Source organism: Pseudomonas arvensis (assembly GCF_056688935.1).
This window is the reverse complement of the sequence record NZ_CP162038.1, coordinates 3,735,669-3,762,395: the sequence shown is the minus strand read 5'-3', so window position 1 is coordinate 3,762,395 and position 26,727 is coordinate 3,735,669. Positions and strand designations below refer to the sequence as shown.

Genomic DNA, 26,727 nt, shown 5'->3' with positions numbered 1-26,727 from the left:
AATGTGGGAGGGGGCGTGCCCCTCCCACACTTTTTTGCGGTGTTGCTGGGTCAGACCTTGACGATCCAACCCGCTGGCGCTTCAACGTCGCCGGTCTGCACGCCGGTCAGCTCTTTGTAGAGCTTCTGGGTGATCGGGCCGACTTCGGTTTCGCTGTGGAACACATGCAGGTTGCCGTTGTACTGGATGCCGCCGATCGGCGAGATCACCGCCGCAGTACCGCAGGCGCCGGCTTCCTTGAAGTCGGCCAGTTTGTCGATGAACACTTCGCCTTCAACCACTTCCAGGCCCAGGCGGGTCTGGGCCAGTTCGATCAGCGACAGGCGGGTGATGCCTGGCAGCACCGAAGGCGACTTCGGCGTGATGAACTTGTTGTCGTGGGTGATCCCGAAAAAGTTGGCCGAGCCGACTTCTTCGATCTTCGAGTGGGTCATCGGGTCCAGGTAGATCGCGTCAGCGAAGCCGGATTTTTTCGCTTCCGAGCCCGGCATCAGGCTGGCTGCGTAGTTGCCGCCGACTTTCGCAGCACCGGTGCCCTGTGGGGCGGCGCGGTCGAACGTGGAGATCTGGAAGTTGTGTGGCACCAGGCCGCCCTTGAAGTAGGCGCCGACCGGGATGCAGAACACCGAGAAGATGAACTCCGGCGCGGTCCGCACGCCGATGTTGTCACCGGTGCCGATCACGAACGGGCGCAGGTACAGCGCGCCGCCGCTGCCGTACGGCGGGATGAACCGCTCGTTGGCCTTGACCACTTGTTTGCAGGCATCGATGAACACGTCGGTCGGCACATGCGGCATCAGCAGACGGGCGCAACTGCGCTGCATGCGTGCGGCGTTCTGGTCCGGGCGGAACAGGTTGATCGAGCCGTCCTTGCAGCGGTAGGCCTTGAGGCCTTCAAAGCACTGCTGGCCATAGTGCAGGGCGGTGGAGCCCTCGCTGATGTGCAGCACGTTGTCGTCGGTCAGGGTGCCGGCTTGCCACTCGCCATCCTTGAAGGTCTGGAGGTAGCGTTTGTCGGTCTTGATGTAGTCAAAACCCAGCTTGTCCCAATTGATGCTTTCGTTACCCATGACACCCTCTATCTTTGGTCAAGTCGGTTTTTTTCTGAATGGGCGCAACAATACTTCATTCTTGGCCGGTGTGGGAGCGGGCGGTGCGACGATTCGACTTGCCCCCGATGGCCTCGCCACGGTTTTACAGATGCAGCGCGTGGCCCAATGCCCTCAATGCAGCTTCCTGCACCGCTTCGCCCAAGGTCGGATGGGCATGGATGGTGCCCGCCACATCCTCCAGGCGTGAACCCATTTCAAGGCTCAGGCCAAACGCGGTGGACAGTTCCGATACACCCACGCCCACGGCTTGCCAGCCGACGATCAGATGATTGTCACGCCGCGCCACCACCCGCACGAAGCCGGTTTTCGACTCCAGGGTCATGGCCCGGCCATTGGCCGCAAACGGGAAACTCGACACGATGCAGTCCAGGCCCGCCGCCTTGGCGTCGTCCGGGGTCTTGCCGACCACCACCAGTTCCGGGTCGGTAAAGCACACCGCCGGGATCGCTGCCGGGTTGAATTCACGGGGTTGACCGCTGATCAGTTCGGCAACCATTTCGCCCTGGGCCATGGCGCGGTGGGCCAGCATCGGCTCGCCGCTCAGGTCGCCGATGGCGTACACATTGCGCATGCTGGTCTGGCAACGGCTGTCGATCTGGATCGCCGCGCCGTTCATCGCCAGGTTCAGCGCTTCAAGGTTCCAGCCCTGGGTGTTGGGTTTGCGCCCCACCGCTACCAGGACCTGATCGGTCTCCAGGGTCAATGTATCGCCGTTCGGGTCACGCACCTGCAGGCAGTTGTCGGCGAACCCGGTGACGCTGTGCTTGAGGTACAGCTTGACCCCCAGTTGCTTGAGGGATTCGCTGACCGGCTGCGTCAGTTCGGCGTCGTAGGCCGGCAGGATGCGATCCTGGGCCTCGACCACACTGACCTCGGCGCCCAGCTTGCGATAGGCAATCCCCAGCTCCAGGCCGATGTACCCGCCGCCCACCACAATCAGGCGCTTGGGCACACGGGTTGGCGCCAGGGCTTCGGTGGACGAAATGATCGGGCCGCCGATCGGCAGCATCGGCAAGTTGACGCTGGTCGAACCGGTGGCCAGCAGCAGGTGTTCGCAGTGGATGCGCTGGTCGCCGACGTCGACGGTCTTGCCGTCCACCACCTTGGCCCAGCCGTGGATCACCTGCACTTTGTGTTTTTTCAGCAGTGTCGCGACGCCGGTGGTCAGGCGGTCGACGATGCCGTCTTTCCATTCCACGCTTTTGCGGATGTTGAGGGTCGGTACGTCCACATCGATGCCCAGGAGCGAGCCCTGGCTGTGATGCACGGTTTGCTGGAACTGCTCGGCCACGTGGATCAAGGCCTTGGACGGAATGCAGCCGATATTCAGGCAGGTGCCGCCCAGCGCCTGGCCTTCCACCAGGATGGTCGGGATGCCCAACTGGCCGGCGCGAATCGCCGCCACATACCCGCCAGGCCCGCCGCCGATGATCAGCAAAGTGGTATTCAAGGTCATGACTTACTCCAGGAACAGGCTGGCGGGTTGTTCGAGCAGGCCGCGAATGGCCTGGATGAATTGCGCCGCGTCCATGCCGTCGACCACGCGGTGATCGAACGAGCTGGAGAGGTTCATCATCTTGCGCACCACGATCTGGCCCTTGATCACCATGGGCCGTTCGACGATGCGGTTGACCCCAACGATGGCCACTTCCGGCAAATTCAGCACCGGCGTGCTGACGATGCCGCCGAGGGCACCCAGGCTGGTCAAGGTGATGGTCGAACCCGACAGCTCATCGCGACTGGCCTTGCCATTGCGTGCGGCCGTGGCCAGGCGCGCGATTTCCTCCGCGTTGCCCCACAGGCTGCGGGCTTCGGCGTGACGCACCACTGGCACCATCAAGCCCACGTCGCTTTGGGTGGCGACGCCCACGTGCACCGCACCAAGGCGGGTGATGATCTGGGCTTCGTCGTCATAACGCGCATTGATCTGCGGGAAATCGCGCAACGCCACGACCATGGCCCGCACGATAAACGGCAGCAGGGTCAGCTTGCCGCGTGTGGCGCCGTGTTTCTCATTGAGGTGCACACGCAACTCGTCCAGTGCGGTGACGTCGATCTCTTCGACGTAGCTGAAATGCGCGGCGCGGCGGGTGGCGTCCTGCATGCGCTGGGCGATCTTGCGGCGCATGCCGATCACCGGGATCTGCTCTTCGCTAGTGCGTTCGGCGTAGGGGTTGGCGGCTGTCGAGGACGGTGTCGCGCCTTGCTGAAGGTAAGCGTCGAGGTCCTCATGCAAGACCCGGCCAGCGGGCCCGGAACCTTGCACCAGACGCAACTGGATACCGGCATCCAACGCATGCTTGCGCACGGCAGGGGAGGCCAGCGGGCGTTCATGGGTTTCGCGGGCCACCGGCGCCGCTGCGGGTTGGGTCGCGGGTTTGGCCTCAACCACCGGCGCGGGCCGGGCTTCGACCACAGGCGCAGCCTTCACCGGCTCAGCCGCGACCGGCGCGTCCTTGGCGTTACCGGCGCCTTCGACTTCGATGCTGATCAGAATACTGCCCACGGCCATGACTTCACCCGGCTCGCCGCCGAGGGAAAGCACTTTGCCGTGCACCGGCGAGGGAATGTCCACCATCGCCTTGTCGGTCATGACATCCGCCAGCACCTGGTCTTCGACGACCATGTCGCCGACCTTCACATGCCATACCGACAATTCAACTTCTGCGATGCCTTCGCCAATGTCCGGCATCTTGATAACGTGCGTGCCCATTCAGACCTCCATGACCCGTTTCAACGCCGCGCCCACTCGGGTCGGCCCTGGGAAATACGCCCATTCCTGCGCGTGCGGGTAGGGAGTGTCCCAACCGGTGACGCGTTCAATCGGCGCTTCCAGGTGGTGGAAGCAATGCTCTTGCACCAGCGCTACCAACTCGGCGCCAAAACCGCAGGTGCGAGTGGCTTCGTGCACCACCACGCAACGGCCGGTTTTTTTCAACGACTTGACGATGGTTTCCAGGTCCAGCGGCCACAGGCTGCGCAGGTCGATGACTTCGGCGTCGATGCCGGTTTCTTCAGCGGCAACCTGCGACACATACACCGTGGTGCCATAGGTCAGCACGGTAACGGCCGAGCCCGGACGCACGATGGCTGCCACGTCCAGCGGCACGGTGTAGTAACCGTCGGGAACCTGTGCTTGCGGGTGCTTCGACCACGGCGTGACAGGACGGTCGTGATGGCCATCGAACGGGCCGTTGTACAGGCGCTTGGGCTCCAGGAAGATCACCGGGTCATCGTTCTCGATGGAGGCAATCAGCAGGCCTTTGGCGTCGTAGGGGTTGGACGGCATCACCGTGCGCAGGCCGCAAACTTGCGTGAACACCGCTTCGATACTCTGGCTGTGGGTCTGGCCGCCGTAGATGCCACCCCCGCAGGGCATGCGCATGGTCAGGGGGGCGGTGAACTGGCCCGCCGAGCGATACCGCAGGCGCGCGGCTTCGGAGATGATCTGGTCGGTGGCGGGGTACACATAGTCGGCAAACTGGATTTCAGCGACCGGGCGCAGACCATAGGCACCCATGCCCACGGCCACGCCGATAATGCCGCTTTCCGAGATCGGCGCGTCGAATACCCGCGAGCTTCCGTACTTACCCTGCAACCCTTCGGTGCAACGGAACACGCCGCCGAAGTAACCGACGTCCTGGCCGAACACCACCACGTTGTCGTCACGCTCAAGCATCACATCCATGGCCGAGCGCAGGGCCTGGATCATGGTCATGGTGGTCGTGCTCATGGCGGTTTCCAATTCGATGCTGTTGTTGTGATCGTTCATGTCAGATCCCCAACTCTTGACGCTGGCGCTTCAAGTGCTCCGGCATCTCTTTATAGACGTCTTCGAACATGGTCGCGGCGCTCGGAATCTGGCCGCCGGCAAGGGTGCCGTACTGTTCGGCTTCTTTCTGCGCCTTGACCACTTCGGCCTCAAGCTCGGCACTGACCGCCGCGTGCTCTTCTTCGGACCACTGGCCAATCTTGATCAGGTGCTGCTTGAGACGGGCAATCGGATCGCCCAACGGAAAGTGGCTCCAATCGTCGGCTGGGCGGTATTTGGACGGATCATCCGAGGTGGAGTGCGGACCGGCGCGGTAGGTGACCCACTCGATCAGGCTCGGCCCCAGGTTGCGCCGCGCACGTTCGGCGGCCCAGGCCGAGGCGGCGTACACCGCGATAAAGTCGTTGCCGTCCACGCGCAGGGAGGCGATGCCGCAGCCTACGCCGCGTCCGGCGAAGGTGGTGGCTTCACCGCCGGCAATGGCCTGGAAGGTGGAGATGGCCCATTGGTTGTTTACGACGTTAAGGATGACCGGCGCACGGTACACGTGGGCGAAGGTGAGGGCGGTATGGAAGTCCGATTCAGCGGTGGCGCCATCGCCGATCCAGGCGGACGCGATCTTGGTATCGCCCTTGATCGCCGAGGCCATGCCCCAGCCCACACCCTGTACGAACTGGGTGGCAAGGTTGCCGGAAATGGTGAAGAAGCCCGCATCCTTGACCGAATACATGATCGGCAACTGGCGGCCCTTGAGCGGATCGCGCTCGTTGGACAGCAACTGGCAGATCAGGTCCACCAGTGGCACTTCGCGGGCCATCAGGATGCTTTGCTGGCGGTAGGTAGGGAAGCACATGTCGTCGATGTTCAAGGCCAGGGCCTGGGCACTGCCGATGGCTTCTTCGCCAAGGCTCTGCATGTAGAACGACATTTTTTTCTGACGCTGGGCGACCACCATGCGGTTGTCGAAGATGCGCGTCTTGAGCATGGCGCGCATGCCTTTGCGCATGATTTCCACACTGACACCTTCGGCCCATGGCCCCAGGGCCTGGCCCTGGTCGTCGAGCACGCGGATCAGGCCCTTGGCCAGGTCGGCGGTGTCGGCGGGTTCTACGTCGATGGCGGGTTTGCGCACCAGGCCTGCGTCGGTCAGGCGCAGGTAGGTGAAGTCGGTCTTGCAGCCTGGTCGGCCCGAGGGTTCAGGGACGTGCAGGCGCAGTGGTTCATACTGCTGGGTCATGGCTTCTACGCTCGATCTTGTGAATTTCTTGTAGTGGGCGCGCTAGCTGACAGTCAGTCTTCGGGTAGAAGAAATCTTGTCCTACAACAATCATAGGCGGGGCGTAGAAGAATATTTATCTGTGTTTCGTTGCGCTCAGGATCATTTGCGGATAAAAAAACTGCATAAACATAATAAACAGGTGATTTTGTCTCATGCGCAAACTGGACCGTACCGACATCGGCATTCTCAATGCCCTGCAGGAGAATGCCCGCATCACCAACGCCGACCTGGCCCGCTCGGTCAACCTGTCGCCCACGCCGTGTTTCAACCGGGTCAAAGCGATGGAAGAGTTGGGGTTGATTCGTGAGCAGGTCACGCTGCTCGACGCCGACCTGCTGGGGCTGCACGTCAATGTGTTTATCCACGTCAGCCTGGAAAAGCAGAATGAACTGGCGTTGCAGCAGTTCGAAGGCGCGATCTCGGACCGCCCCGAAGTGATGGAGTGCTACCTGATGGCCGGCGACCCGGACTATCTGATCCGGGTGCTGGTGCCGACGATTCAGTCGCTGGAGCGCTTCATGATGGACTTTTTGACCAAAGTGCCGGGGGTGGCGAATATCCGGTCGAGTTTTGCGTTGAAGCAGGTGCGCTACAAAACCGCGCTGCCCTTGCCCGCCAATGGCATCAGCCTCGGTTGAAAATGTGGGAGGGGGCTTGCCCCCGATTGCAGTGTGTCAGTCGGCTCCTCTGTTACTGATTCACCGCTATCGGGGGCAAGCCCCCTCCCACATGTTTAACCGTATTTCATAGCTGGTTGAGTGGGATCTTCAGGTAGGTCACACCGTTCGCTTCGGCCGGCGGCATATTCCCCGCCCGTACATTCACCTGGATCGCCGGCAGCAGTAACGTCGGCATGCCCAACCCGGCATCGCGCTGGGTGCGCATTGCCACAAACGCCGCCTCATCCACCCCGTCATGCACATGGATATTTCCCGCGCGCTGCTCGGCCACGGTGGTCAGGCATTTGGCCTCGCGTCCTTCAGGCGGGTAGTCATGGCATACGTACAGCTGGGTGTGCGGCGGGAAGGCCAGCAATTTGCGCATCGACGCATACAACTGCCGCGCATCGCCGCCGGGGAAGTCGCAGCGGGCGGTGCCCACATCGGGCATGAACAGCGTGTCGCCTACCAGGATCAATTGATCCTCGATCAGGTAAGCCATATCCGCCGGAGTGTGACCGGGCACGTGCAGGGCCTGGGCCTTCACGCCGCCGATATGGAAAACCTCATCCGGCGCAAACAGGTGATCGAACTGCGAGCCGTCGACGCGAAATTCCGGTTCCAGGTTGAACAGATTCTTGAACACGTCCTGCACCTTGCTGATCGACTGGCCGATGGCGATCTTGCCGCCCAGCGTGCGGCGCAGGTACGGCGCAGCCGACAGGTGGTCGGCGTGGGCGTGGGTTTCCAGCAGCCACTGCACTTGCAGGCGGTGTTCGCCGACGAAGGCGATGACTTTGTCGGCCTGGCGTGTGTCCGTGCGCCCGGAGGCCGGGTCGTAGTTGAGCACCGAGTCGACGATGGCACAGGGGCCGCCGTCCGCTGCATAGACGACGTAGGTGTAGGTCGACGACGCCTCGTCCAGAAAGGATTGAATCAACGCTGACATGGCGACGGTCCTTGAGGGTGGATTGCGGCTTACATTCAAGATGTTTTCCACATAGGCTTGCGAGCTTAAGGGAAAAAAACGGTCAGAGGCAAAGCTTCGACCCATCATTGGGCGTGACGCCATACGGCAACGACCCTTGTGTGCATTGACAAAAAAAGGCAACAGACCATGACCGAACAACACTGGGGCCCAACCATCAGTGGCGATATCGTTGTCATCGGCGGCGGCTCGGCAGGCATTGGCCTGCTGGCCAGCCTGCTCAAGCGCGACCCCGACCTGAACATCACCCTTATCGAACCCAGCGACCACCATTGCTACCAGCCGGCCTGGACCCTGGTGGGCGGAGGCGCCTATGACCTGGAGAAGACCCGTCGCCCGCTGGCCGACGTGCTGCCCAATGGCGTCACCTGGATACAGGCCGCGGTCAGCGAAGTCCTGCCGGACGAGCAGACGTTGGTGCTCGACAGCGGCCAGCGTGTGAGTTGGCAGAATCTCGTCGTCTGTCCCGGCCTGCGCCTGGCCTGGGAGAGCATCGAGGGCCTGCAGGACACCCTCGGCCAGCACGGTGTCACGTCCAACTACAGCTACGAACACGCCGCCTATACCTGGCAGTTGGTGCAGCAACTCAAGGGCGGCAAGGCGATCTTCACCCAGCCGGCCATGCCGATCAAATGCGCCGGCGCGCCGCAGAAGGCCATGTACTTGTCGTGCGATCACTGGCTCAGGCAGGGCCATCTCAAGCACATCGAGGTGGAATTCAACCTGGCCGGCGCGGCGTTGTTCGGGGTGGCAACTTTTGTACCGCCGTTGATGAAATACGTAGAGAAATACAACGCCCGCCTGGCGTTCAATTCCAATCTGGTGAAGGTCGATGGCCCGGCGCGCAAGGCCTGGTTTGCCGTGAAGGACACTGAGGGCAATACGACGGTTGAAGAGAAATCCTTCGACCTGCTGCACGTCGTGCCGCCGCAAGTCGCGCCGGACTTCATCCGCCAAAGCCCGCTGGCCGATGCCGCCGGCTGGTGTGAAGTGCACCCCAACACTCTGCAACACCTGCACTACCCGCACATCTTCGGCCTGGGCGATGTATGCGGCACCCCCAACGCCAAGACCGCCGCTGCCGTGCGCAAGCAGATCGTGGTGGTTGCCGAAAACCTGCTGGCCCTGCGCAAACAGGCGCCGATGCCGCTCAAGTACGATGGCTACGGCTCGTGCCCGCTGACGGTGGAGAAGGGCAAGGTAGTGCTCGCCGAGTTCGGCTACGGCGGCACGTTGCTGCCGACCTTCGGCCTCGACCCGACCAAGGCGCGTCGGTCGATGTGGTTCCTCAAGGCCACGCTGCTGCCGTGGTTCTACTGGAACGGCATGCTCAAGGGCCGTGAATGGCTGACCCGTCTGAGCAAGGTGGACTGAATGCTGCTGGCCAGTGTGTTGGGTGTGTTGATGGGCCTGGTCATGGGCCTGACCGGCGCGGGTGGTGGCATCCTCGGGGTGCCGGCGCTGGTGCTGGGCTTGGGTTTGACCATGACTCAGGCCGCGCCGGTGTCGTTGCTTGCGGTGGGCGCGGCGGCGGCCGTCGGTGCGATTGATGGTTTGCGCCACGGCCTGGTGCGTTACCGCGCCGCGCTGCTGATCGCCTTGCTCGGCGCGCTGTTTTCACCCTTGGGGGTGTTTCTCGCGCACCAGATGACGGAGCCGGTGCTGATGGCGCTGTTCAGTGCGTTGATGGTGCTGGTGGCCTGGCGCATGTTGCAGCGTGAAAAGGTCGAGGCCGGGCCGAGTGACCATGGCGCCGCGTCCTGGGGCCAGAAGAACTGCATGCTCGATCAACAGACCGGGCGCCTGGCCTGGACCGCCAAATGCAGCGCCACCCTGGCCGTGCTGGGTGCCGTGACCGGCGCGGTGTCCGGTTTGCTCGGCGTGGGCGGCGGCTTTCTGATCGTGCCGGCGTTCAAGCAACTCACCGACGTGCAGATGCGCGGCATCGTCGCCACGTCGTTGATGGTGATCAGCCTGATCTCGCTGATTGGCGTGGCCGGCGCGTTGCATGCCGGGGTGCGCATCGAGCCGGTGGGCTGGGTGTTTATCGGTGCCAGCATCGTCGGCATGCTGGTCGGCCGGCGCCTGTGTTCGGTGATTCCTGCGCGCACCTTGCAGGTGGGGTTTGCCAGCCTGTGTGTGGTGGTTGCAGCGGGAATGCTTTTCAACGCTTTACGCTGAACTTGAAATGCAATCCCACATTCAGATCTGCACATAGCAGATAGGTTTACCCCGCTTTTGATCTGGCTCTTACATCCTTGACCACCACCACCGAAGCCCCCAACCACCCCCCCAACATGGCAAGATGAACCCCACTCAGGTTTACTACTCTGAGTAATGGTTTTACCGACTTCACCCGTCGGCTCATCTAGGTCATCGAATGGACAAATACACCCCCCACACCTGGGAACCCCACGAGCGCCCGAGCCTGCCCGGTTCGCCGTCGACGCCGTGGCACCCCACGCACAAGCGCTGGCTGTATGCGCTGGTCGGTGTGCTGGTCGCCATCACCGGTGGCCTGGGTAACGCCCTGGTCATCGCCAACCTGCAATACCTGCAAGGCGCGCTCGGTGCGACCACGGCGGAAATGGCCTGGCTGCCCGCCGCCTATGTGATGACCAACGTGTGCATGAACCTGCTGCTGGTGAAGTTCCGCCAGCAGTTCGGCCTGCGGGTGTTCACCGAAGTGTTCCTGGTGTTGTACGCGCTGGTGACCTTTGGCCATTTGTTCGTCAATGACCTCAGCTCGGCCATCGCGGTACGCGCAGCCCACGGGATGGTGGGCGCGGCGCTGAGTTCGTTGGGTTTGTACTACATGATCCAGGCGTTCCCGGCCAAGTGGCGGCTCAAAGCCTTGGTGCTGGGCCTGGGTACGGCGCAGTTGGCGTTGCCGCTGGCGCGGTTGTTCTCCGAAGACTTGCTGCAAATCGCCGAATGGCGCGGCTTGTACCTGTTTGAATTGGGCATGGCGCTGATCTGCCTGGGCTGTGTATTCCTGCTCAAGTTGCCGCCCGGCGACCGTTTCAAAACTTTCGAAAAACTCGACTTCCTGACCTTCGGCATCCTCGCCACCGGCGTGGCCTTGCTCTGTGCGGTGCTGTCGCTGGGGCGTATCGACTGGTGGCTGGAAGCGCCGTGGATCGGCGTCGCCTCGGCCTGTTCCCTGGTGTTGATCATGGCCGGGCTGGCCATCGAGCATAACCGCGCCAACCCGATGCTGATGACCCGCTGGCTGGGCAGCGGCACCATGATCCGGCTGGCCTTGGCGGTGATCCTGATTCGCATGGTGCTGTCCGAGCAATCCACCGGTGCGGTGGGCTTTATGCAGATGCTCAATATGAGTTACCAGCAGATGCACACCCTGTATGTGGTGATGCTGGCCGGCGCGATCAGCGGGCTGGTGGTCAGCGCGTTGACCATCAACCCGGCGCACCTGCTGATGCCGCTGGTGATTTCCCTGGCGCTGATGGCCGTGGGCTCGGTGATGGACAGTTTCTCCAGCAACCTGACCCGGCCCCAGAACCTGTATGTCAGCCAGTTCCTGCTGGGCTTTGGCGGCACGTTTTTCCTGGGGCCGACCATGGTGCTGGGCACCAAGAACGTACTGACCAACCCACGCAACCTGGTGAGTTTTTCGGTGATGTTCGGTATTTGCCAGAACCTCGGCGGCCTGATTGGCGCGGCGCTGCTGGGCACGTTCCAGATCGTGCGCGAGAAGTTCCACTCCAGCATGATTGTCGAACACCTGACCATGCTTGACCCGCGTGTGGCCGCGCGGGTGCAGAGCGGTGGTTCGGCCTACGGCGGCATTGTCGCCGACCCGGAACTGCGCAACCTCATGGGCATTCGCAGCCTGGCCACGGCGGCGACGCGCGAAGCGAATGTCATGGCCTACAACGATGTCTTCATGCTGATCGCGATCATCGCGATCCTGACCATGCTCTGGATCTTTATCCGCAGTCTGTGGCTGATGAGTACCACTCAAGCAGCCCCTCCCGTTCAACCCAGCGGCGCACCTTCATGACCGAACCATCAACGACCACCACCACCGCCATCGCCTCCACCCCGGAAGGCAGCACGCCGCCCGGCGCCGTACCCACCGAGCTGCGGCCACTGCGGGTGCGCATCCTGTCGTCCCTGGGGTTTGCCGCGATTGCCATCGTCGGCGTGTTGATCGTGCTCTACGCCTGGCAATTGCCGCCGTTCAGCAGCGCGGTGGAAACCACTGAAAACGCCCTGGTACGCGGCCAGGTGACGATCATCGGCCCGCAACTCAGCGGCTATGTGTTCGAAGTGCCGGTGCAGGACTTCCAGTACGTCAAGGCTGGCGACCTGTTGGTGCGCCTGGATGATCGTATCTACAAACAGCGCCTGGACCAGGCCCTGGCGCAACTGGCGGTGCAGAAAGCCGCGCTGGCCAATGTGGTGCAGCAGCGCAACAGTGCCGAAGCGACCATCAAGTTGCGCCAGGCTGCGCTGGTGGATAGCCAGGCCCAGGCGCGTAAAAGCACGGCGGATCTGCGACGCAACGAGGAGCTGATCAGCGACGGTTCGGTGTCCCGGCGCGAGCTGGACGTGACCCGTGCGGCCAATGCACAGACGGTTGCCGCCGTCGCCCAAGCCCAGGCCAGCCTGGAAATCGCGCGCCAGGATTTGCAGACGGTGATCGTCAATCGCGGTTCTTTGGAGGCGGCGGTGGCGAGTGCCGATGCGGCGGTCGAGCTGGCGCGCATCGACTTGTCCAACACACGCATTACGGCGCCCCGCGACGGCCAGTTGGGCCAGATTGGCGTGCGTCTGGGGGCCTACGTCAACTCCGGCGCGCAACTGATGGCCCTGGTGCCGAAACAGCTGTGGGTAATCGCCAATATGAAAGAAACCCAGATGGACAACGTGCAGGTCGGCCAACCGGTGACCTTCACCGTGGATGCGCTGAACCACCGCAGGTTTCACGGCACGGTGCAGCATATTTCCCCGGCGACGGGGTCGGAGTTCAGCCTGTTGCAGGCGGACAACGCGACGGGCAACTTTGTGAAGATTGCCCAGCGGGTGCCGGTGAGGATTACCGTGGACCCGGATCAGGCCGAGAGTGAGCGGCTGCGGCCTGGGTTGTCGGTTGTCGTGAGTATCGATACGGCTGGGCGTCTGAAAAACTCTCCACCCTGACATCACTGACACAACACCAATCAAAACTGTGGGAGGGGGCTGTCAGGCCGCCATCGGGGGCAAGCCCCCTCCCACATTTTGAATGTATTTCAGGTTGAAATTGAGTTGGACCGACTGATTGTGTTCCAGCAGTTTCAGGCCCGGTCGCCCCGGCAGATGATGAGCATTCACCGGGTGACTCACCGGTTCAATGCAAAAGAACCCCAACCCCGGCGGGCAATACAGCAGGAAGTAATCGGCGCCGGTGGCCTGGCATTCCAGCGTATAGCCCAGCTCTGGCTGTTCAATTCGGCAGTGCCCGTCCCACTGGCAAAAGCCGTTGTCCACGAGGCTTTCAGGCAACTCGCTCAATACCCGAAAATCCCACTCGGGCGGCACCGCCGCCAAGCCTGTCGGCAACTTTGTGCCGTCACTCAACCACACCTGCGCCGCCGAGGCCTGCAACCGTGTGCCAGGCCGGCGCGGGAAGTAGGGGTGCAGCCCAAGCCCATGCCACGCCGCTTTTTCGGCCAGATGGGTCACGCGCAATGCGATGCTCAGTTCGCCGTTGCTCAACCGGATCCGCTGCTCGGCGCGGTAGGCGAACGGCGTTTCACACCGCAGCTCCAACACCACTTCCTGCGCCGTTTGACTGACGACGTGCCACGGCTGCTGCCAGGCCGAGCCGTGAATCGGAAAGGGATCGCTCGGGCTGTTGGGCGTCAGGGCCAGCCAGCCGTCGGGGGTCTCGACTCCCCCATTGGCAATGCGGTTGGACCAGGGCACCAATGGGTAACACCCCAGCTTTCCAGGCAGCTCGCTGCGCGGGTCGTTAGGCCGCAACAGCGGATGCCCGCTGGCGCGCACGGTCCAGTTGACGAGGCTGCCGCCCACGGCCGGGTTAAGGCTGAGGTGGGTCAGGTCATCTTTAAGCTCAATCATTACAGCACCACGCTCGGCAGCCACAGCGACAACGCCGGGATGTAAGTGACGGCGATCAGCACCAGGAACAGCACCGCATAAAACGGCAGCAGCGCCTTCACGGTTTTCTCGATCGTGGTCTTGCCCACTGCCGCGCCGACAAACAGCACCGCGCCCACCGGCGGGGTGATCAGGCCGATGCCCAGGTTCACCAGCATGATCATGCCGAAGTGCACAGGGTCGACGCCGATATTGAGCACCACCGGCAACAGGATCGGCGTGAGGATCAGGATCAGTGGCGCCATGTCCATCACCGTGCCGAGCAACAGCAGCATGGCGTTGATGCACATCAGGATCACATAGCGGTTGTCCGACAGGGTCAGGAACAGCGTGGTGATTTTCGCCGGGATCTGCATCAGGGTCATGATGTAGCCGAAGCTGGCGGCGAAGGCGATCAGGATCATCACGATGGAAATCGTGCGCACCGTGCGGTGCATCAGCTTGGGCAGTTCATTCCACTTGTAGTCGCGGTAGATGAACATGGTCACGAAGAATGCCCACAACACCGCAATCGCGGCGGACTCGGTGGCCGTGAAGATGCCCGACAGGATGCCGCCGAGGATGATCACCATGGCCATCATGCCCCAGAGCGCTTCGCCGGCGATCTTCAGCGCTTGCTTCAACGGGATGACTTCGCCTTTGGGGTAGTTGCGTTTCTTCGCGAAAATCAGGCACAGCACCATCAGGCACGCGCTCATCAGCAGCCCCGGCACCACGCCGGCCATGAACAGCGAGGCGATGGACACGGTGCCGCCTGCCGCCAGGGAGTAGAGCACCGAGTTGTGGCTGGGCGGGGTGAGCAAGGCCTGCACCGAGCCGCTGACGGTCACCGCCGTGGCAAATTCCCGTGGGTAGCCACGGCGTTCCATTTCCGGAATCAGCACCGAGCCCACCGAGGCGGTGTCCGCCACCGACGAGCCGGAGATCGCGCCGAAAAATGTTGAGGCCATGATGTTGACCAAGGACAGGCCGCCGCGCACAAAGCCCACCAGCACCCCGGCAAACGCCACCAGCCGGCGCGACATGCCGCCCTCGGCCATGATCGCCCCCGCCAGCACGAAGAACGGAATGGCCATCAGCGAAAATTTGTTCACGCCGCCGGCCACCTGAATCATCAGGGCCTGGAACGGGATGTCGATCCACCACGCGCCGATCAGCGCCGACAAGCCCAGGGCGTAGGCCACCGGCATACCGATCAGGATCAAGGCGATAAAGCTGCCCAGCAGAATCAATGCGTCCATATCAGGCAGCCCCTTCGCTTTCTTCAACCAGGTCAAAACGCACCACGCGCCGGTTGCTCTGGTCACCGAGCAGGAGTTTTTCCAGCACAAAAACCAGGGTCAGCACGCCACCGATGGGGATCGGCATATAGGTGATGCCCACGCGCAGGGTGGGGATGGCGCTCATGAACTGGTTCCAGGTGGACAGGCACAGCTTGGTGCCCCAAATGGTCATGAACAGGCAGATGGTCGCCATCAGCAGTTGCGAAAAAATGCCGACGATTCGGCGTTGGGTGGGCGGCAGGCGGTCAGTGACCATCGCCACCGACATGTGCGCACCGGCACGGTAACTGGCGGCCGCGCCGATAAAAGTGAACACCAGCATCAACAGGATGGCGGTGGGCTCCGGCCAGCTTGAGCCGGTGCCAAGGATGTAGCGGGCGAAGATGCCCCAAGGGATGATCAGTGCGACCCCGAGGACCGCGAGGCCGGCGACCCAGATGCAGGTCATGTAGATGCGGTCGTTGATGCGCAGCAGCAGATTCTTCATGGCGTTCACCGTAACCGGGCGCGTCGATGCCGACCGCGCCAGGCCTTGTCAGGGAGGAGGGCGTTACTGAACGGCGTCGATACGCTTGATCAGGTCGGCGTAAGGCGCGCCATACTTGGCCCGCACCGCTGCGGTGGCGTCGTAGAAGGGTTTTTTATCGACGCTGATGAACTCGACACCGGCCTTCTTGAGTTTTTCCTCACTGCTGGCGGACTTGACGTCCCACAGCACGCGCTCATCGGCCTGGGCGGCCTTGGCGGCTTTTTTCACCATGTCCTGCTGGGCGGGGGTGAGTTTGTTCCAGGTGATTTTCGACATCACGATGGGCTCGGGCAGGATCAGGTGTTCGGTGAGGGTGTAGTACTTGGCGTTCTGGTAGTGGTTGTGCTCAAGCATGGTCGGCGGGTTGTTCTCCGCGCCGTCGATGACCCCGGTCTGCAAGGCGCTGAAGATCTCGCCGGTGTCCATGGCAATGCCGTTGGCGCCCATGGCGTTGAACGCGTCGATGAATAACGGGTTGCCCTGCACGCGGATTTTCATGCCCTTGAGGTCTTCGATCTTGCGCACCGGTTTCTTGGTGTAGAGGTTACGCGTGCCGCCGTCCATCCAGGCCAGGGCCACCAGGCCGAACTCGGAGTCGGTGATCTTCGCGAGGATCTCATCGCCGATCTCGCCGTCGATGACCTTGCGCATATGCGCCTGGTCACGGAACACGAACGGCAGGTTGAACACGTTCACGTCCGGCACCACCGGCCCGACGATGCCGAGGCTGACGCGGGTCATCTGCACGGCGCCGACCTGGGCCTGTTCGACCACTTCTTTCTCGGAGCCCAGCACGCCGCCGGGGAAATATTTGAAGGTCAGTTCGCCGTTGCTTTCCTTGGTCAGGGCCTTGCCCATGTTCTCTTCGGCGACCACGGTGGGGTAGCCGGCGGGGTGGATGTCGGCGAATTTGATTTCCAGCGCGTGGGCGGCGCTGCTGAGGGTGAACACTGCGGCGGCGAGCAAGGTGCGTTTGAAGTCCATGGGGGTCACTCCTGTCTTGTTATTTTATTGTTGTATTCAAGGCACAGCGATGCAGCTAGAGGGTGAAGGTGGGCTCCGGCAAACCGGTGACGCCGGGGTTGAGGGCGAACACACCGCCGGCCATCGACTGTTCACTTTGATCATCACGGATCGAGGTGACGAACAACGTGTCCAGGCGACTGCCGCCGAAGGCGCACATGGTGGGTTTTTTCACCGGAACGCTCAGGGAGCGATCCAGGCGACCGTCCGGGGTGAAGCGGTGGATCAAGCCGGCGTCGTTGGCGCAGATCCAGTAGCAGCCATCTGCGTCCACCGCTGCGCCGTCCGGGCGGCCGAGGTGGTTGTGCATGTCCACAAACACGCGGCGATTGGACGGCGTGCCGGTGTCGATGTCGTAGTCGAAGGCCCAGATCTGTTGCACCAGCGGGTGCGAGTCCGAGGCGTACATCGTGCGGCCGTCGGGGCTGAAGGCCAGGCCGTTGAGGGTGATAAACCCATCCAATTGAGCATGAGGCGCTGAGCCTGACGCGTAGCGGTAGAGGATGCCCTCGGCCGCATTCAGGCCCATGTTCAACACCATGCTGCCGGCCCAGAAGCGGCCCTGGCGGTCACAGCGGCCGTCGTTGAGGCGCATGTCCGGGCGCGGGTGTTCGACACTGGCCAGAGACGTGGTGTCGAGGCTGCCGTCATTGTGTGCGGTAAGTTGGAAAAAGCCGGTTTCCATGCCCGCGACCCAATTGCCCGCCGTGGTGCGGGCGATACAGGCGAGCATCTGCGGGGCTTTCCACGCCGCGACATGGCCGCTGCTGGCGCTCCAGCGCTGCAGGCCGCCGTTGGGAATGTCCACCCAGTACAGCGCGTTTTCTTCAGGCACCCACACCGGGCATTCGCCCACGGCATTGCGGGCGTCGACGATCAATTCAGCAGTCATGACAACTCATTCCCTTGGGTTGATGTGAACTCAGTCACCGAACGGCCCGGCCGCGCAGAACGCGCCGCCCTGATAGACCTTGGCCGGGTCATCGGCAGCCACGGGCGGCTGGGCTTCGACCTGGGCGCGGAACACTTCGGACGTGTCCTTGGGCGCAAACCCCAGGTGCGCGGCGTGGCGGTTGTCCCACCAGGTGCCCTGGTTATCCGACATGCCGTAGACCACGGTGTGGCCGACGTTCGGCGTGTACAGCGCGCGTTCGAGCAGTTGGGTGAGGTCGTCGAAGCTCAGCCAGGTGTGCATCATCCGACGGTTCTGCGGCTCCGGGAACGACGAGCCGATGCGGATGCTCACGGTCTCGATGCCATAGCGGTCGAAGTAGAAACTGGCCATGTCTTCGCCGTAGGACTTGGACAGGCCGTAGTAGCTGTCCGGGCGGCGTGGCGAGTGGGCGTCGATGGTTTCGGTCTGTTTGTAGAAGCCGATCACGTGGTTGGAGCTGGCAAAGATCACACGTTTGACGCCATGGCGACGGGCGGCTTCGTAGATATGAAAGGTGCCACTGATGTTGGCACCGAGGATTTCTTCAAAAGGACGCTCTACCGAGACACCGCCGAAGTGCAGGATGGCGTCGACGCCTTCCACCAAGTGATGCACGGCTTGTTTGTCGGCGAGGTCGCAGGGCTGGACTTCTTCCGAAGCATCGGCAGCCGGGGCCATGGCCGCGATATCGGACAGGCGCAGGACATGTGCGTAGGGGCGCAGGCGCTCGCGCAGGACTTTGCCGAGGCCGCCGGCGGCGCCGGTGAGGAGCAGGCGGTTGAAAGGAGCGTGGGTGGTCGTGGTCATGGGGATTCCAGATTTTTTGTTGTAGGTTGTCGTATGACTATGCCGAAGTATTGTTAGGGAGTCCCCAGGTTGTCAACGTTCTTGCGGACAGAGCGCGGAGTAAAATGTGGGAGAGGGCTTGCCCTCGATGAGGGCATGCCAGTGAGTGCATCTGTTAGTGACCCACCGCCATCAGGAGCAAACCCCCTCCCACCGGGGATTTCCTGGGGCTGGGAGGCTGAGTTCTACAACAGCGAGATTGGATAGCTGATAAAGATCCGGTTCTCATCAAACTCGTTGGTGCTGAAATCCCGACGCATGGTCGAGTTGCGCCACTTCACGTTGAGGTTCTTCAGCGCGCCGCTCTGCACGGTGTAGGCCAGCTCCGACTCGCGTCCCCACTCCTTGCCGTCGGTGATCGCGCCGGTGTGTACGTTGCTGCCGCTGATATAGCGGTTCATCAGGGTCAGCCCCGGCACGCCGAGCGCCACGAAGTTGAAGTCATGGCGCACCTGCCAGGATTTCTCCTTGGCGTTGTCATAGCTGGCGTTGTAACTGTCGTTGGCCAGGGTGCCGCCGCTGGTGCCGTTGACGCGCATCCACACGCTGTCGCCGGTGAGTTTTTGCAGGCCCACATAGAAGGTGTTGCCGCCGTATTTGGCCGAAAGCAGGGCGAAGGTGGTCTTGTTGTCGAGGTCGCCGGCCAGGGCGCTGCCGTCTTCCTTGCCGCTGAAAAAGCCGAGGTTGGCGCCCAGGGTCCAGTCGCCTACCGGCTGGCTGTGCGTGAGGTTGACGTAGCGTTGCTGGTAGATATCGCTCAGTTCGGCGTACCACAGGCCGACCTGGGTGCGCTTGTCATTGAAGCTGTATTCGCCGCCGCCGAAGTTGAAGCGGTCGGAGGTGAACGCCGCTTTGCCGTTCATGAACATGTCTTCCATGCTCGCGTCGTTGCGCGGGCTGTTGCCACGGAACTGGCCGCCGTAAAGGGTCAGGCCGGCGATCTCGTTGGACGTCACCTGGCCGCCGCGAAAGGTCTGGGGCAGGGAGCGCCCATCGTCGGAACGCAGGATCGGCAGCACTGGCATCCATTCGCCGACCTTCAACTCGGTCTTCGACAGCCGGGTTTTCAACGCCACACCCAGGCGCCCGAAATTATCCGCAGGGCGACCGTCATCATGGATCGGCAACAACTGCGTGCCACCGGTGCCTTTACCGCCGTCGAGCTTCTGGGAATAGAGGCCCAACACATCAAGACCGAAGCCCACGGTGCCTTGGGTAAAGCCCGACTTGGCATCGAGAATGAAACTCTGCGTCCACTCTTCGGCCTTGCCCTGAGCGTTCGCCGGGTTGGTGAAGTTACGGTTGAAATAGGCGTTGCGCAGGTTGAGCGTGGCCTTGGCGTCGTCGACAAACCCTTCGGCCTGGACAGTGAGTGGGAGGGTGAAGGCCAGGCTGCCGAGTCCGATAAGACCGAGACGCGCAGACGAATTGCGGGCGAATTGACTCACAGTGATGCTCCCTTTCTGTTTGTTGTTTTTATTATTTGTTATACGTCGTCGTACAACATTGGAGCGGATATTTGCGGGGATTTCCCGAGGTGTCAAGGGGAAGTTATACGATGACAACGAGGGTGCCGACCTAAAGCGGGCAGAGTCAATGTCGTTTCAGCCAGCCAGCAGCATCGGCGGCAAGGTGCCCAGGAGTGAAACGGCGGCCACTGCGCAAACACCCAGCAGCCATTCCAGCATCACGCTGGCCCTCAAGCTGCCCAGCCGTTGTTCGCAGCTATCAAGGCGTAAGCGGTTCAGCAACGCCAGCGCCAACATCCCCAGCACCAGCATCACCTTGATCAACAGAATCAGGGCAAAACCACTGAATAACGGCGTGGGCCACAACTGCCCGGTCAGGACGCGCACATTGATCAGGCCGGTCACCAGCAAGCCCGCGACCAGGCCGTAACCCACGCCACTGAAACGACGCAGGACGGGCGCCAACTCAAAACGCTGTGATTGCCGGAGGATCAAGACCAGCAGCAACAGCCCGCCCAACCACGCGCCCACACACATCAGATGGACCACCTGGTTGAGGATCAACAACTGCCCGCTCAGCCCATCGAGCATGGCGCCATGGCCGACCGGTGCCAGGGTTATCAGCAACAGCGTGATCAGCGGCAGGCGAGGGGCCCTCCACGGGGTCATCAGGCTGATGATCAGTAAGCCGTTCACGATCAGATGCCAGGTCCACACCTGGCCAAAAAAGGTCTTGCCCAGCACCAACTGCACCGTCGACGGTTGCAGCGCCGCCGACCATGAGCCCGCCATGCTGACAGTAATCAACAGTAACCAGATCGCCCCCGACGCGAGGGCCGTCCATGCCAGCCCACGGGTTATGCGCAGCAATTGCCGGTCCAGCACCGGCTGCGGTTCAGCGCCGAGGAGCCAGGGCCTGAACGCGCAGGCCCCGAACATCAGCAACACGACGATGAAATGCACAAAGCGGCACAGCACCAGCAGGGTCGCCATGGATTACTGGCCAACCTTGAAGCTGTATTCGCCGTTGCTCTTGTGGGTGTCGACCGACACGGCATTCCACACCACTTTGTAGTTACCGGCCGCGAGTGGTGCGGCCGGGGTGACCACCAGGACTTTCTTGTCGGTGCCTTCGGTGTCCAGGCCTTTGATCGCGATTTCGGTGCCGTCCTTGCTCAGGGACACCTTGGTGAAGGTCGCCTCGATGCCTTCGCTGAAGGTCAGGCGCAGATCGCCGGGGGCTCTCACCGTGCTGTCTGCCGCCGGCGTGGAGCTTTTGAGGTGAGCATGGGCGAACGCCGCCGAGGCGCCCAGCAGGGATGCGAGCAGGGCGACGATGGTGAGGGTTTTCTTGATCAACATTGTTCAATACCAATCAATGGGTAGGAGTGGGCAGTGTACGAAGTTTCGGCTTGGCCTGTCGCCCCGATCTAGAGCGGGTGGTAGTCTTTGGCGTATGTCTTTGTCAGGGAGCCCTTATGGGCAATCACAAGATCGGAATTCGTAGGGCCAACGTCGAAAAAATCCTGCTGGCGGCGGAGAAAGTCTTCGCCGAGAAAGGCTACGGCAGCACCGCCATGGCCGACATCGCCGAAGAAGCCCAACTGCCGCGCTCGAACCTGCATTACTACTTCACCACCAAAAGCGAGCTGTACAGCGCCGTGCTGTTCGACCTGCTGGACGTGTGGAAACAGGATGCCCTGAGCTTCGAAACCTTCGATGACCCACGGGTGGTGCTCAGCAGCTACATCCGCGCCAAGATGCAGCGCTCACGCACACGGCCGTATGGCTCCAAGGTCTGGGCCAACGAAATCATCCACGGCGCGCCGACACTCGGTGAGGCGCTGGACGAAAGCCTGTACGACTGGGCCAAGATGAAGGAAGCGAAAATTCGTCAATGGGTGGAAGACAAACGCATCCTGCCGGTGGAGCCGTCGAGCCTGCTGTACATGATCTGGGCTTCGACCCAGCACTATGCCGACTTTGACCATCAGGTGAAGATTCTGAATGATCACCAGCCGTTGTCGGACCTGCAGTTTGAGAAAGCGATCCAGACCGTGACGGGTGTGATTTTGCGCGGGATTGGGTTGGAGCCTTGAGTCTTGTGGTGAGGCTGATGGCCCTATCGGGGCATAGGTATCTACACAACTTTCCGTGGATGCTGAATCTATGGCAAACGGGCTGTTGTGGTGAGCGGGCTTGTCCCGCGCTGGGCTGCGAAGCAGCCCCTTCAAACCCACCGCGTTTTTTCAGAAAAACCAAGTTGCCTGGTTTTGGGGCTGCTGCGCAGCCCAGCGTGGGACAAGCCCGCTCACCACAGAGTTATGTATAAGCCTTTGAGAGTTGTGTAGATCCCTATGCCTATCGGGGGCAAGCCCCCTCCCACATGTGACCGCATTTAGCCAATTGTGTGGGAGGGGGCTTGCCCCCCCATAGCGATCTAAAGGACTACACAGCCTCCCTGTAGGGATTCCTCGGATCCTGGGTCCAATTCAAAAACGGCTTGCCCGTGTCGATAGGCACCATCTCAATGCAGTCCGCCACCGGGCAGGTGATCTGGCACAGGTTGCAGCCCACGCACTCATCATCGATCACCTCGTATGCATGCGTACCATCCGCCTGCTTCAAGCTGGCGATGGCCTGGTGTGACGTATCCTCACAGGCAATATGGCAACGCCCGCACCCAATACACGCGGCCTGGTCGATCTTGGCGATCACCTGGTAGTTGATGTCCAGGTACTTCCAGTCCGTGGTATTGCCCACAGCCCGCCCGGAAAAGTCCTGCAAGCTGGTGTAGCCCTGGCTGTCCATCCACCGCGACAGCCCGTCCTTCATCTCTTCAACGATACGAAACCCGTGCAGCATCGCCGCCGTACACACTTGCACCGCGCCGCAACCGAGGGCGACGAATTCTGCCGCGTCGCGCCAGTTACCAATGCCGCCAATGCCGCAGATCGGCAGGCCTTGCGTCTGCGGGTCGCGGGCGATTTCCGCAACCATGTTCAGGGCAATCGGCTTGACCGCCGAGCCGCAGTAGCCGCCGTGGGTACTTTGCGTACCGACGACGGGCAGGGCGACCATGCGCTCCAGGTCCACGCTGGTGATGGAATTGATGGTGTTGATCAGCGACACCGCATCCGCCCCACCGCGATACGCCGCCCGCGCCGCCACCCGGATGTCGGTGATGTTTGGCGTGAGCTTGACGATCACCGGCAGTGAGCAGTAGGTCTTGCACCAGCGTGTCACCTGTTCCACATATTCCGGCACCTGGCCTACTGCTGCGCCCATGCCGCGCTCGGGCATGCCGTGGGGGCAACCGAAGTTCAGTTCGATACCGTCACAGCCAGTGGCTTCCACCAGCGGCAGGATGTTTTTCCAGGACTCTTCGACACACGGCACCATCAGCGACACGATCAACGCGCGGTCGGGCCAGTCCTTTTTCACCTGGGTGATTTCCCGCAGGTTGATCTCCAGGGAGCGGTCGGTGATCAGCTCGATATTGTTGATGCCCAGCACTTCACGGTTGGCACCGTAGTGCGCCGAGTAACGTGACGACACGTTGACCGCCGCCGGGTCTTCACCCAGGGTTTTCCACACCACGCCGCCCCAGCCTGCCTCGAAGGCGCGGACCACGTTGTAGGCCTTGTCGGTGGGCGGCGCGGAGGCCAGCCAGAACGGGTTGGGGGCTTTGATACCGGCGAAGACAATCGAGAGATCGGCCATTACGCGGCCTCCACAGTCAGCATGAGTTGGGCGTGCATGGCTTCGGCGGCCAGCTTGCCGTGTTGCACCGCTTGTACGGTGAGGTCCTGGCCGAGGCTCACGCAATCTCCTCCCGCATACACGCCGGGAATGCTGGTGCGCAGCTGTTCGTCGACAAAGATTCGCTCGCCCACGCGATGCAGTTGCTGGGCCAGTGGGTCGTGTAACGCTGCGCCGTCAAACCCTTGCCCGATGGCCTTGAAGATCGCATCGGCAGCCAGTTCGAAGCTCTCGCCGGTGGGGTGCAGGCGGCCGTTTTCCATGTGTGTGCGCTGGAAGCGCATACCGCGTACGTGGCCCTCGTCATCGAGCAGCACTTCTTCAGGCTGGGCCCAGGTCAACAGGCGCACCTGATTGGCTTTGGCGATGTCCTGTTCATGGTGCGTGGCGCCCATGTCCGCCAGGCCGCGACGGTAGACGAGGTTGACATCGCGGGCGCCGAGGCGGGCCATTTGCACGGCCATGTCGATCGCAGTATTGCCAGCGCCGAGCACGATGCAGCGGTCGGCCAGTGGCAGTTGGGTCAGGTCATCGGCCTGGCGCAGTTCGCGGATGTAGTCGGTGGCGGCGAGCAGGCCGGGGGCGTCTTCGTGGGGTAGCCCCAACTGTTTGCTGGCGGCGAGACCCAGGCCGAGGAATACCGAGTCGAATTGCTGGTGCAGTTCGCTCAAGGTGAGGTTATCGCCCAGACGCTGGCCGTGGCGGATCTCGATGCCGCCGATCTGCAGGAGGAAATCCAGTTCCTTCTGGGCAAAGTCATCCACCAGTTTGTATTTGGCGATCCCGTATTCATTCAGGCCGCCGGCTTTTTCGCGGGCTTCGAAAATCACCACGTCATGGCCATGCAAAGCGGCGCGATGGGCGCAGGCCAGGCCGGCCGGGCCGGCGCCCACCACGGCGATGCGCTTGCCGGTCGTCGCGGCGCGCTGGAAGGGGTGTTCGCTGAAGTGCGCATTGTCGATGGCGTAGCGTTGCAGCAGGCCGATCAGCACGGGGGCGCATTCTTCGCTGTTGTTGCGCACGCAGGCTTGCTGGCACAGGATTTCCGTCGGGCAGACCCGTGCGCAGCTGCCACCGAGGATGTTGGCCGAGAGGATTTTCTGCGCCGCGCCTTGGACGTTTTCGGTGTGGATGTTGCGGATGAACGACGGGATATCGATGTCGCTGGGGCACGCGTTCACGCAGGGCGCGTCATAGCAGTACAGGCAGCGCGAGGCTTCCAGTTGGGCCTGGCGGGCGTTCAGGGGCGGCGCCAGGTCGGTGAAGTGGCTGGCGAGGGTTGCGCCATCCTCATGAGGGTGGGGGAGGTGGGTCAGGGTCTGGATCACGGTGGTGGCCTCACGGTTTTTTTGGGGTTGCCTCTAAGTGGGCATTTTTTTGTTGCCTGTAATGGCCTCATCGGGGGCAAGCCCCCTCCCACAATGACCTCATTCCAACAGGATAAACGCGGTCGAATGTGGGAGGGGCGGTGCGACGACTCGACTTGCCCCCGATAGCGGTCTCAGCGCTTCACAGCAACCGGCCTGGCATGCTCAGCCCGCTTGCTCAACTGCTCGAACACCGACGGATACGCCGGCCGTTCCACATAGCGCCCGGCACCGCGCTCGGCGCGCAGGTCGCCATCGGCCCAGACCAGTTTGCCCTGGCTGATGGTATGGCTCGGCACGCCGCGCACGGTCTTGCCTTCGAAGATGTTGAAGTCGACGTTCTGGTGGTGGGTCTTGGCGGAAATGGTCCGCGTACCCTCGGGATCCCACAGCACCAGATCGGCATCGGCACCCACACGGATGGCGCCTTTGCGCGGGTACAGGTTGAAGATCTTCGCGGTGTTGGTGGAGGTCAGCGCAACGAATTCCTGCATCGACAGGCGCCCGGTATTGACGCCTTCGTGCCATAGCAGCGCCATGCGGTCTTCGATACCGGCGGTGCCATTGGGAATCTTGCTGAAATCGTCTCGGCCCGCAGCTTTCTGCTCGGCGCAGAAGCAGCAGTGGTCGGTGGCGGTGGTGTGCAGGTTGCCGGATTGCAGGCCATGCCACAGCGCTTCCTGATGCCCGCGTGGGCGGAACGGCGGGCTCATCACATAGCCGGCGGCGGTTTGCCAGTCGGGGTGCTGGTAGACACTGTCGTCCAGCAACAGGTGGCCGGCCAGCACTTCGCCGTACACCGCCTGGCCTTTGCCACGGGCATAGGTGATTTCATCCAGCGCTTCCTGGGTGGAGACGTGCACCAGATACAGTGGCGTGCCAATGGTCTCGGCGATGCGGATCGCGCGGCTGGCCGCTTCGCCTTCCACCTGGGAGGGGCGCGACAGTGGGTGCGCTTCCGGCCCGGTGATGCCCTGGGCCATCAACTTGCGTTGCAGGTGATACACCAACTCGCCGTTTTCCGCATGCACGGTGGGCACTGCGCCTAGCTCAAGGCAGCGTTCGAAGCTGGCGACCAAGGTATCGTCGGCCGCCATGATCGCGTTCTTGTACGCCATGAAATGCTTGAAGCTGTTGATGCCGTGATGGCTGACCAGCTCGGCCATTTCCTCACGCACCTGTTCGCTCCACCAGGTGATCGCCACGTGAAAACCGTAGTCGGACGCCGATTTTTCGGCCCAGCCGCGCCACTGGTGAAACGCTTCCATCAAGGACTGCTGCGGGTTGGGAATCACAAAATCAATGATGGACGTGGTGCCGCCGGCCAGACCCGCTGCCGTGCCACTGAAGAAGTCTTCACTGGCCACGGTGCCCATGAAGGGCAATTGCATGTGGGTATGGGGGTCGATGCCGCCGGGCACCAAGTATTGGCCGCTGCCATCAAGTATCTCGGTGCCGGCGGGAATCTCCAGATCCGTGCCAACGGCGCGAATCAGACCGCCTGCGCACAACACGTCGGCGCGGTAACTTTCATCATGGGTAATAACGGTGGCGCCACGGATCAACAGCGACATGTCG

The 26,727-nt window shown here is 62.1% G+C and carries 24 protein-coding genes; 6 read left to right on the top strand and 18 right to left on the bottom strand.

What is annotated here, in order from left to right:
• Nucleotides 1–50: 50 nt before the first annotated feature.
• The 5 genes from AB3G88_RS16795 to AB3G88_RS16775 form a co-directional block, all read right to left on the bottom strand.
• Complete coding sequence (locus AB3G88_RS16795) at nucleotides 51–1,070, bottom strand: branched-chain amino acid aminotransferase (protein WP_099586607.1); 1,020 nt, start codon at nucleotides 1,068–1,070, stop codon at nucleotides 51–53.
• Between the two features lie 124 nt (nucleotides 1,071–1,194).
• Nucleotides 1,195–2,568 (bottom strand): dihydrolipoyl dehydrogenase, encoded by a 1,374-nt coding sequence (lpdA, locus tag AB3G88_RS16790; RefSeq protein WP_480450793.1) that lies wholly within the window; start codon nucleotides 2,566–2,568, stop codon nucleotides 1,195–1,197.
• A gap of 3 nt (nucleotides 2,569–2,571) precedes the next feature.
• A complete protein-coding gene (locus tag AB3G88_RS16785; RefSeq protein ID WP_480450791.1) occupies nucleotides 2,572–3,825 on the bottom strand; it encodes a dihydrolipoamide acetyltransferase family protein in 1,254 nt (417 codons plus the stop codon).
• Nucleotides 3,826–4,884: an alpha-ketoacid dehydrogenase subunit beta gene (locus tag AB3G88_RS16780; RefSeq protein WP_480450789.1), complete on the bottom strand. Its 1,059-nt coding sequence runs from the start codon at nucleotides 4,882–4,884 to the stop codon at nucleotides 3,826–3,828.
• A 1-nt stretch (nucleotide 4,885) separates the two neighbouring features.
• Nucleotides 4,886–6,121 carry a 3-methyl-2-oxobutanoate dehydrogenase (2-methylpropanoyl-transferring) subunit alpha gene (locus tag AB3G88_RS16775; protein WP_099586611.1) on the bottom strand — a complete coding sequence of 412 codons (1,236 nt, stop codon included), beginning with the start codon at nucleotides 6,119–6,121 and terminating at the stop codon, nucleotides 4,886–4,888.
• 194 nt (nucleotides 6,122–6,315) lie between these two features.
• Between AB3G88_RS16775 and bkdR the strand changes: the two genes are divergently transcribed.
• Complete coding sequence (gene bkdR, locus AB3G88_RS16770; RefSeq protein WP_159936237.1) at nucleotides 6,316–6,801, top strand: Bkd operon transcriptional regulator BkdR; 486 nt, start codon at nucleotides 6,316–6,318, stop codon at nucleotides 6,799–6,801.
• A 106-nt stretch (nucleotides 6,802–6,907) separates the two neighbouring features.
• Here the strand turns inward: bkdR and AB3G88_RS16765 are convergent, their stop codons facing one another.
• Complete coding sequence (locus tag AB3G88_RS16765) at nucleotides 6,908–7,771, bottom strand: MBL fold metallo-hydrolase (RefSeq protein ID WP_250924800.1); 864 nt, start codon at nucleotides 7,769–7,771, stop codon at nucleotides 6,908–6,910.
• Between the two features lie 168 nt (nucleotides 7,772–7,939).
• Between AB3G88_RS16765 and AB3G88_RS16760 the strand changes: the two genes are divergently transcribed.
• The 4 genes from AB3G88_RS16760 to AB3G88_RS16745 all read left to right on the top strand — a co-directional run bounded on the left by AB3G88_RS16760 (nucleotide 7,940) and on the right by AB3G88_RS16745 (nucleotide 12,976).
• Nucleotides 7,940–9,184 carry an NAD(P)/FAD-dependent oxidoreductase gene (locus tag AB3G88_RS16760; RefSeq protein ID WP_400527228.1) on the top strand — a complete coding sequence of 415 codons (1,245 nt, stop codon included), beginning with the start codon at nucleotides 7,940–7,942 and terminating at the stop codon, nucleotides 9,182–9,184.
• The gene (locus AB3G88_RS16755) at nucleotides 9,185–9,991 is read left to right on the top strand and encodes a sulfite exporter TauE/SafE family protein (protein WP_400527230.1); all 807 of its coding nucleotides are present in this window, start codon (nucleotides 9,185–9,187) and stop codon (nucleotides 9,989–9,991) included. It begins immediately after the preceding gene.
• 199 nt (nucleotides 9,992–10,190) lie between these two features.
• Nucleotides 10,191–11,834: an MFS transporter gene (locus AB3G88_RS16750; RefSeq protein WP_480450785.1), complete on the top strand. Its 1,644-nt coding sequence runs from the start codon at nucleotides 10,191–10,193 to the stop codon at nucleotides 11,832–11,834.
• Nucleotides 11,831–12,976, top strand: coding sequence for an HlyD family secretion protein (locus AB3G88_RS16745; protein WP_099586618.1), 1,146 nt, complete (start codon nucleotides 11,831–11,833; stop codon nucleotides 12,974–12,976). The genes AB3G88_RS16750 and AB3G88_RS16745 overlap by 4 nt, the downstream gene beginning before the upstream one ends.
• 42 nt (nucleotides 12,977–13,018) lie before the next feature.
• Here the strand turns inward: AB3G88_RS16745 and AB3G88_RS16740 are convergent, their stop codons facing one another.
• The 9 genes from AB3G88_RS16740 to copC all read right to left on the bottom strand — a co-directional run bounded on the left by AB3G88_RS16740 (nucleotide 13,019) and on the right by copC (nucleotide 21,382).
• Nucleotides 13,019–13,897, bottom strand: coding sequence for an aldose 1-epimerase (locus AB3G88_RS16740; protein ID WP_480450783.1), 879 nt, complete (start codon nucleotides 13,895–13,897; stop codon nucleotides 13,019–13,021).
• Entirely contained in the window at nucleotides 13,897–15,177 is a 1,281-nt protein-coding gene (locus AB3G88_RS16735) for a TRAP transporter large permease (RefSeq protein ID WP_191946399.1), read from the bottom strand. The genes AB3G88_RS16740 and AB3G88_RS16735 overlap by 1 nt, the downstream gene beginning before the upstream one ends.
• A gap of 1 nt (nucleotide 15,178) precedes the next feature.
• The gene (locus tag AB3G88_RS16730; protein WP_099586621.1) at nucleotides 15,179–15,706 is read right to left on the bottom strand and encodes a TRAP transporter small permease; all 528 of its coding nucleotides are present in this window, start codon (nucleotides 15,704–15,706) and stop codon (nucleotides 15,179–15,181) included.
• 63 nt (nucleotides 15,707–15,769) lie between these two features.
• The gene (locus AB3G88_RS16725) at nucleotides 15,770–16,732 is read right to left on the bottom strand and encodes a TRAP transporter substrate-binding protein (protein ID WP_480450781.1); all 963 of its coding nucleotides are present in this window, start codon (nucleotides 16,730–16,732) and stop codon (nucleotides 15,770–15,772) included.
• 55 nt (nucleotides 16,733–16,787) lie between these two features.
• Nucleotides 16,788–17,663 (bottom strand): SMP-30/gluconolactonase/LRE family protein, encoded by an 876-nt coding sequence (locus AB3G88_RS16720; RefSeq protein ID WP_480450778.1) that lies wholly within the window; start codon nucleotides 17,661–17,663, stop codon nucleotides 16,788–16,790.
• 30 nt (nucleotides 17,664–17,693) lie between these two features.
• Nucleotides 17,694–18,512 (bottom strand): NAD-dependent epimerase/dehydratase family protein, encoded by an 819-nt coding sequence (locus AB3G88_RS16715; protein WP_099586624.1) that lies wholly within the window; start codon nucleotides 18,510–18,512, stop codon nucleotides 17,694–17,696.
• Between the two features lie 224 nt (nucleotides 18,513–18,736).
• The gene (locus AB3G88_RS16710; protein ID WP_099586625.1) at nucleotides 18,737–19,999 is read right to left on the bottom strand and encodes an OprD family porin; all 1,263 of its coding nucleotides are present in this window, start codon (nucleotides 19,997–19,999) and stop codon (nucleotides 18,737–18,739) included.
• A gap of 156 nt (nucleotides 20,000–20,155) precedes the next feature.
• On the bottom strand, nucleotides 20,156–21,013 hold the full coding sequence (copD, locus tag AB3G88_RS16705; RefSeq protein WP_480450775.1) for a copper homeostasis membrane protein CopD: 858 nt from the start codon (nucleotides 21,011–21,013) through the stop codon (nucleotides 20,156–20,158).
• A 3-nt stretch (nucleotides 21,014–21,016) separates the two neighbouring features.
• The gene (gene copC, locus AB3G88_RS16700; protein ID WP_480450773.1) at nucleotides 21,017–21,382 is read right to left on the bottom strand and encodes a copper homeostasis periplasmic binding protein CopC; all 366 of its coding nucleotides are present in this window, start codon (nucleotides 21,380–21,382) and stop codon (nucleotides 21,017–21,019) included.
• A 116-nt stretch (nucleotides 21,383–21,498) separates the two neighbouring features.
• Between copC and AB3G88_RS16695 the strand changes: the two genes are divergently transcribed.
• Nucleotides 21,499–22,119 carry a TetR/AcrR family transcriptional regulator gene (locus tag AB3G88_RS16695; RefSeq protein WP_099586628.1) on the top strand — a complete coding sequence of 207 codons (621 nt, stop codon included), beginning with the start codon at nucleotides 21,499–21,501 and terminating at the stop codon, nucleotides 22,117–22,119.
• Nucleotides 22,120–22,468: 349 nt separating this feature from the next.
• Here the strand turns inward: AB3G88_RS16695 and preA are convergent, their stop codons facing one another.
• The 3 genes from preA to hydA all read right to left on the bottom strand — a co-directional run bounded on the left by preA (nucleotide 22,469) and on the right by hydA (nucleotide 26,723).
• Nucleotides 22,469–23,743 (bottom strand): NAD-dependent dihydropyrimidine dehydrogenase subunit PreA, encoded by a 1,275-nt coding sequence (gene preA / locus AB3G88_RS16690; RefSeq protein WP_099586629.1) that lies wholly within the window; start codon nucleotides 23,741–23,743, stop codon nucleotides 22,469–22,471.
• Nucleotides 23,743–25,110: an NAD(P)-dependent oxidoreductase gene (locus AB3G88_RS16685; protein ID WP_480450770.1), complete on the bottom strand. Its 1,368-nt coding sequence runs from the start codon at nucleotides 25,108–25,110 to the stop codon at nucleotides 23,743–23,745. Before AB3G88_RS16685 ends, preA begins: the two co-directional genes overlap by 1 nt.
• A gap of 173 nt (nucleotides 25,111–25,283) precedes the next feature.
• A complete protein-coding gene (hydA, locus tag AB3G88_RS16680; RefSeq protein ID WP_480450768.1) occupies nucleotides 25,284–26,723 on the bottom strand; it encodes a dihydropyrimidinase in 1,440 nt (479 codons plus the stop codon).
• Between the last annotated feature and the right edge of the window lie 4 nt (nucleotides 26,724–26,727).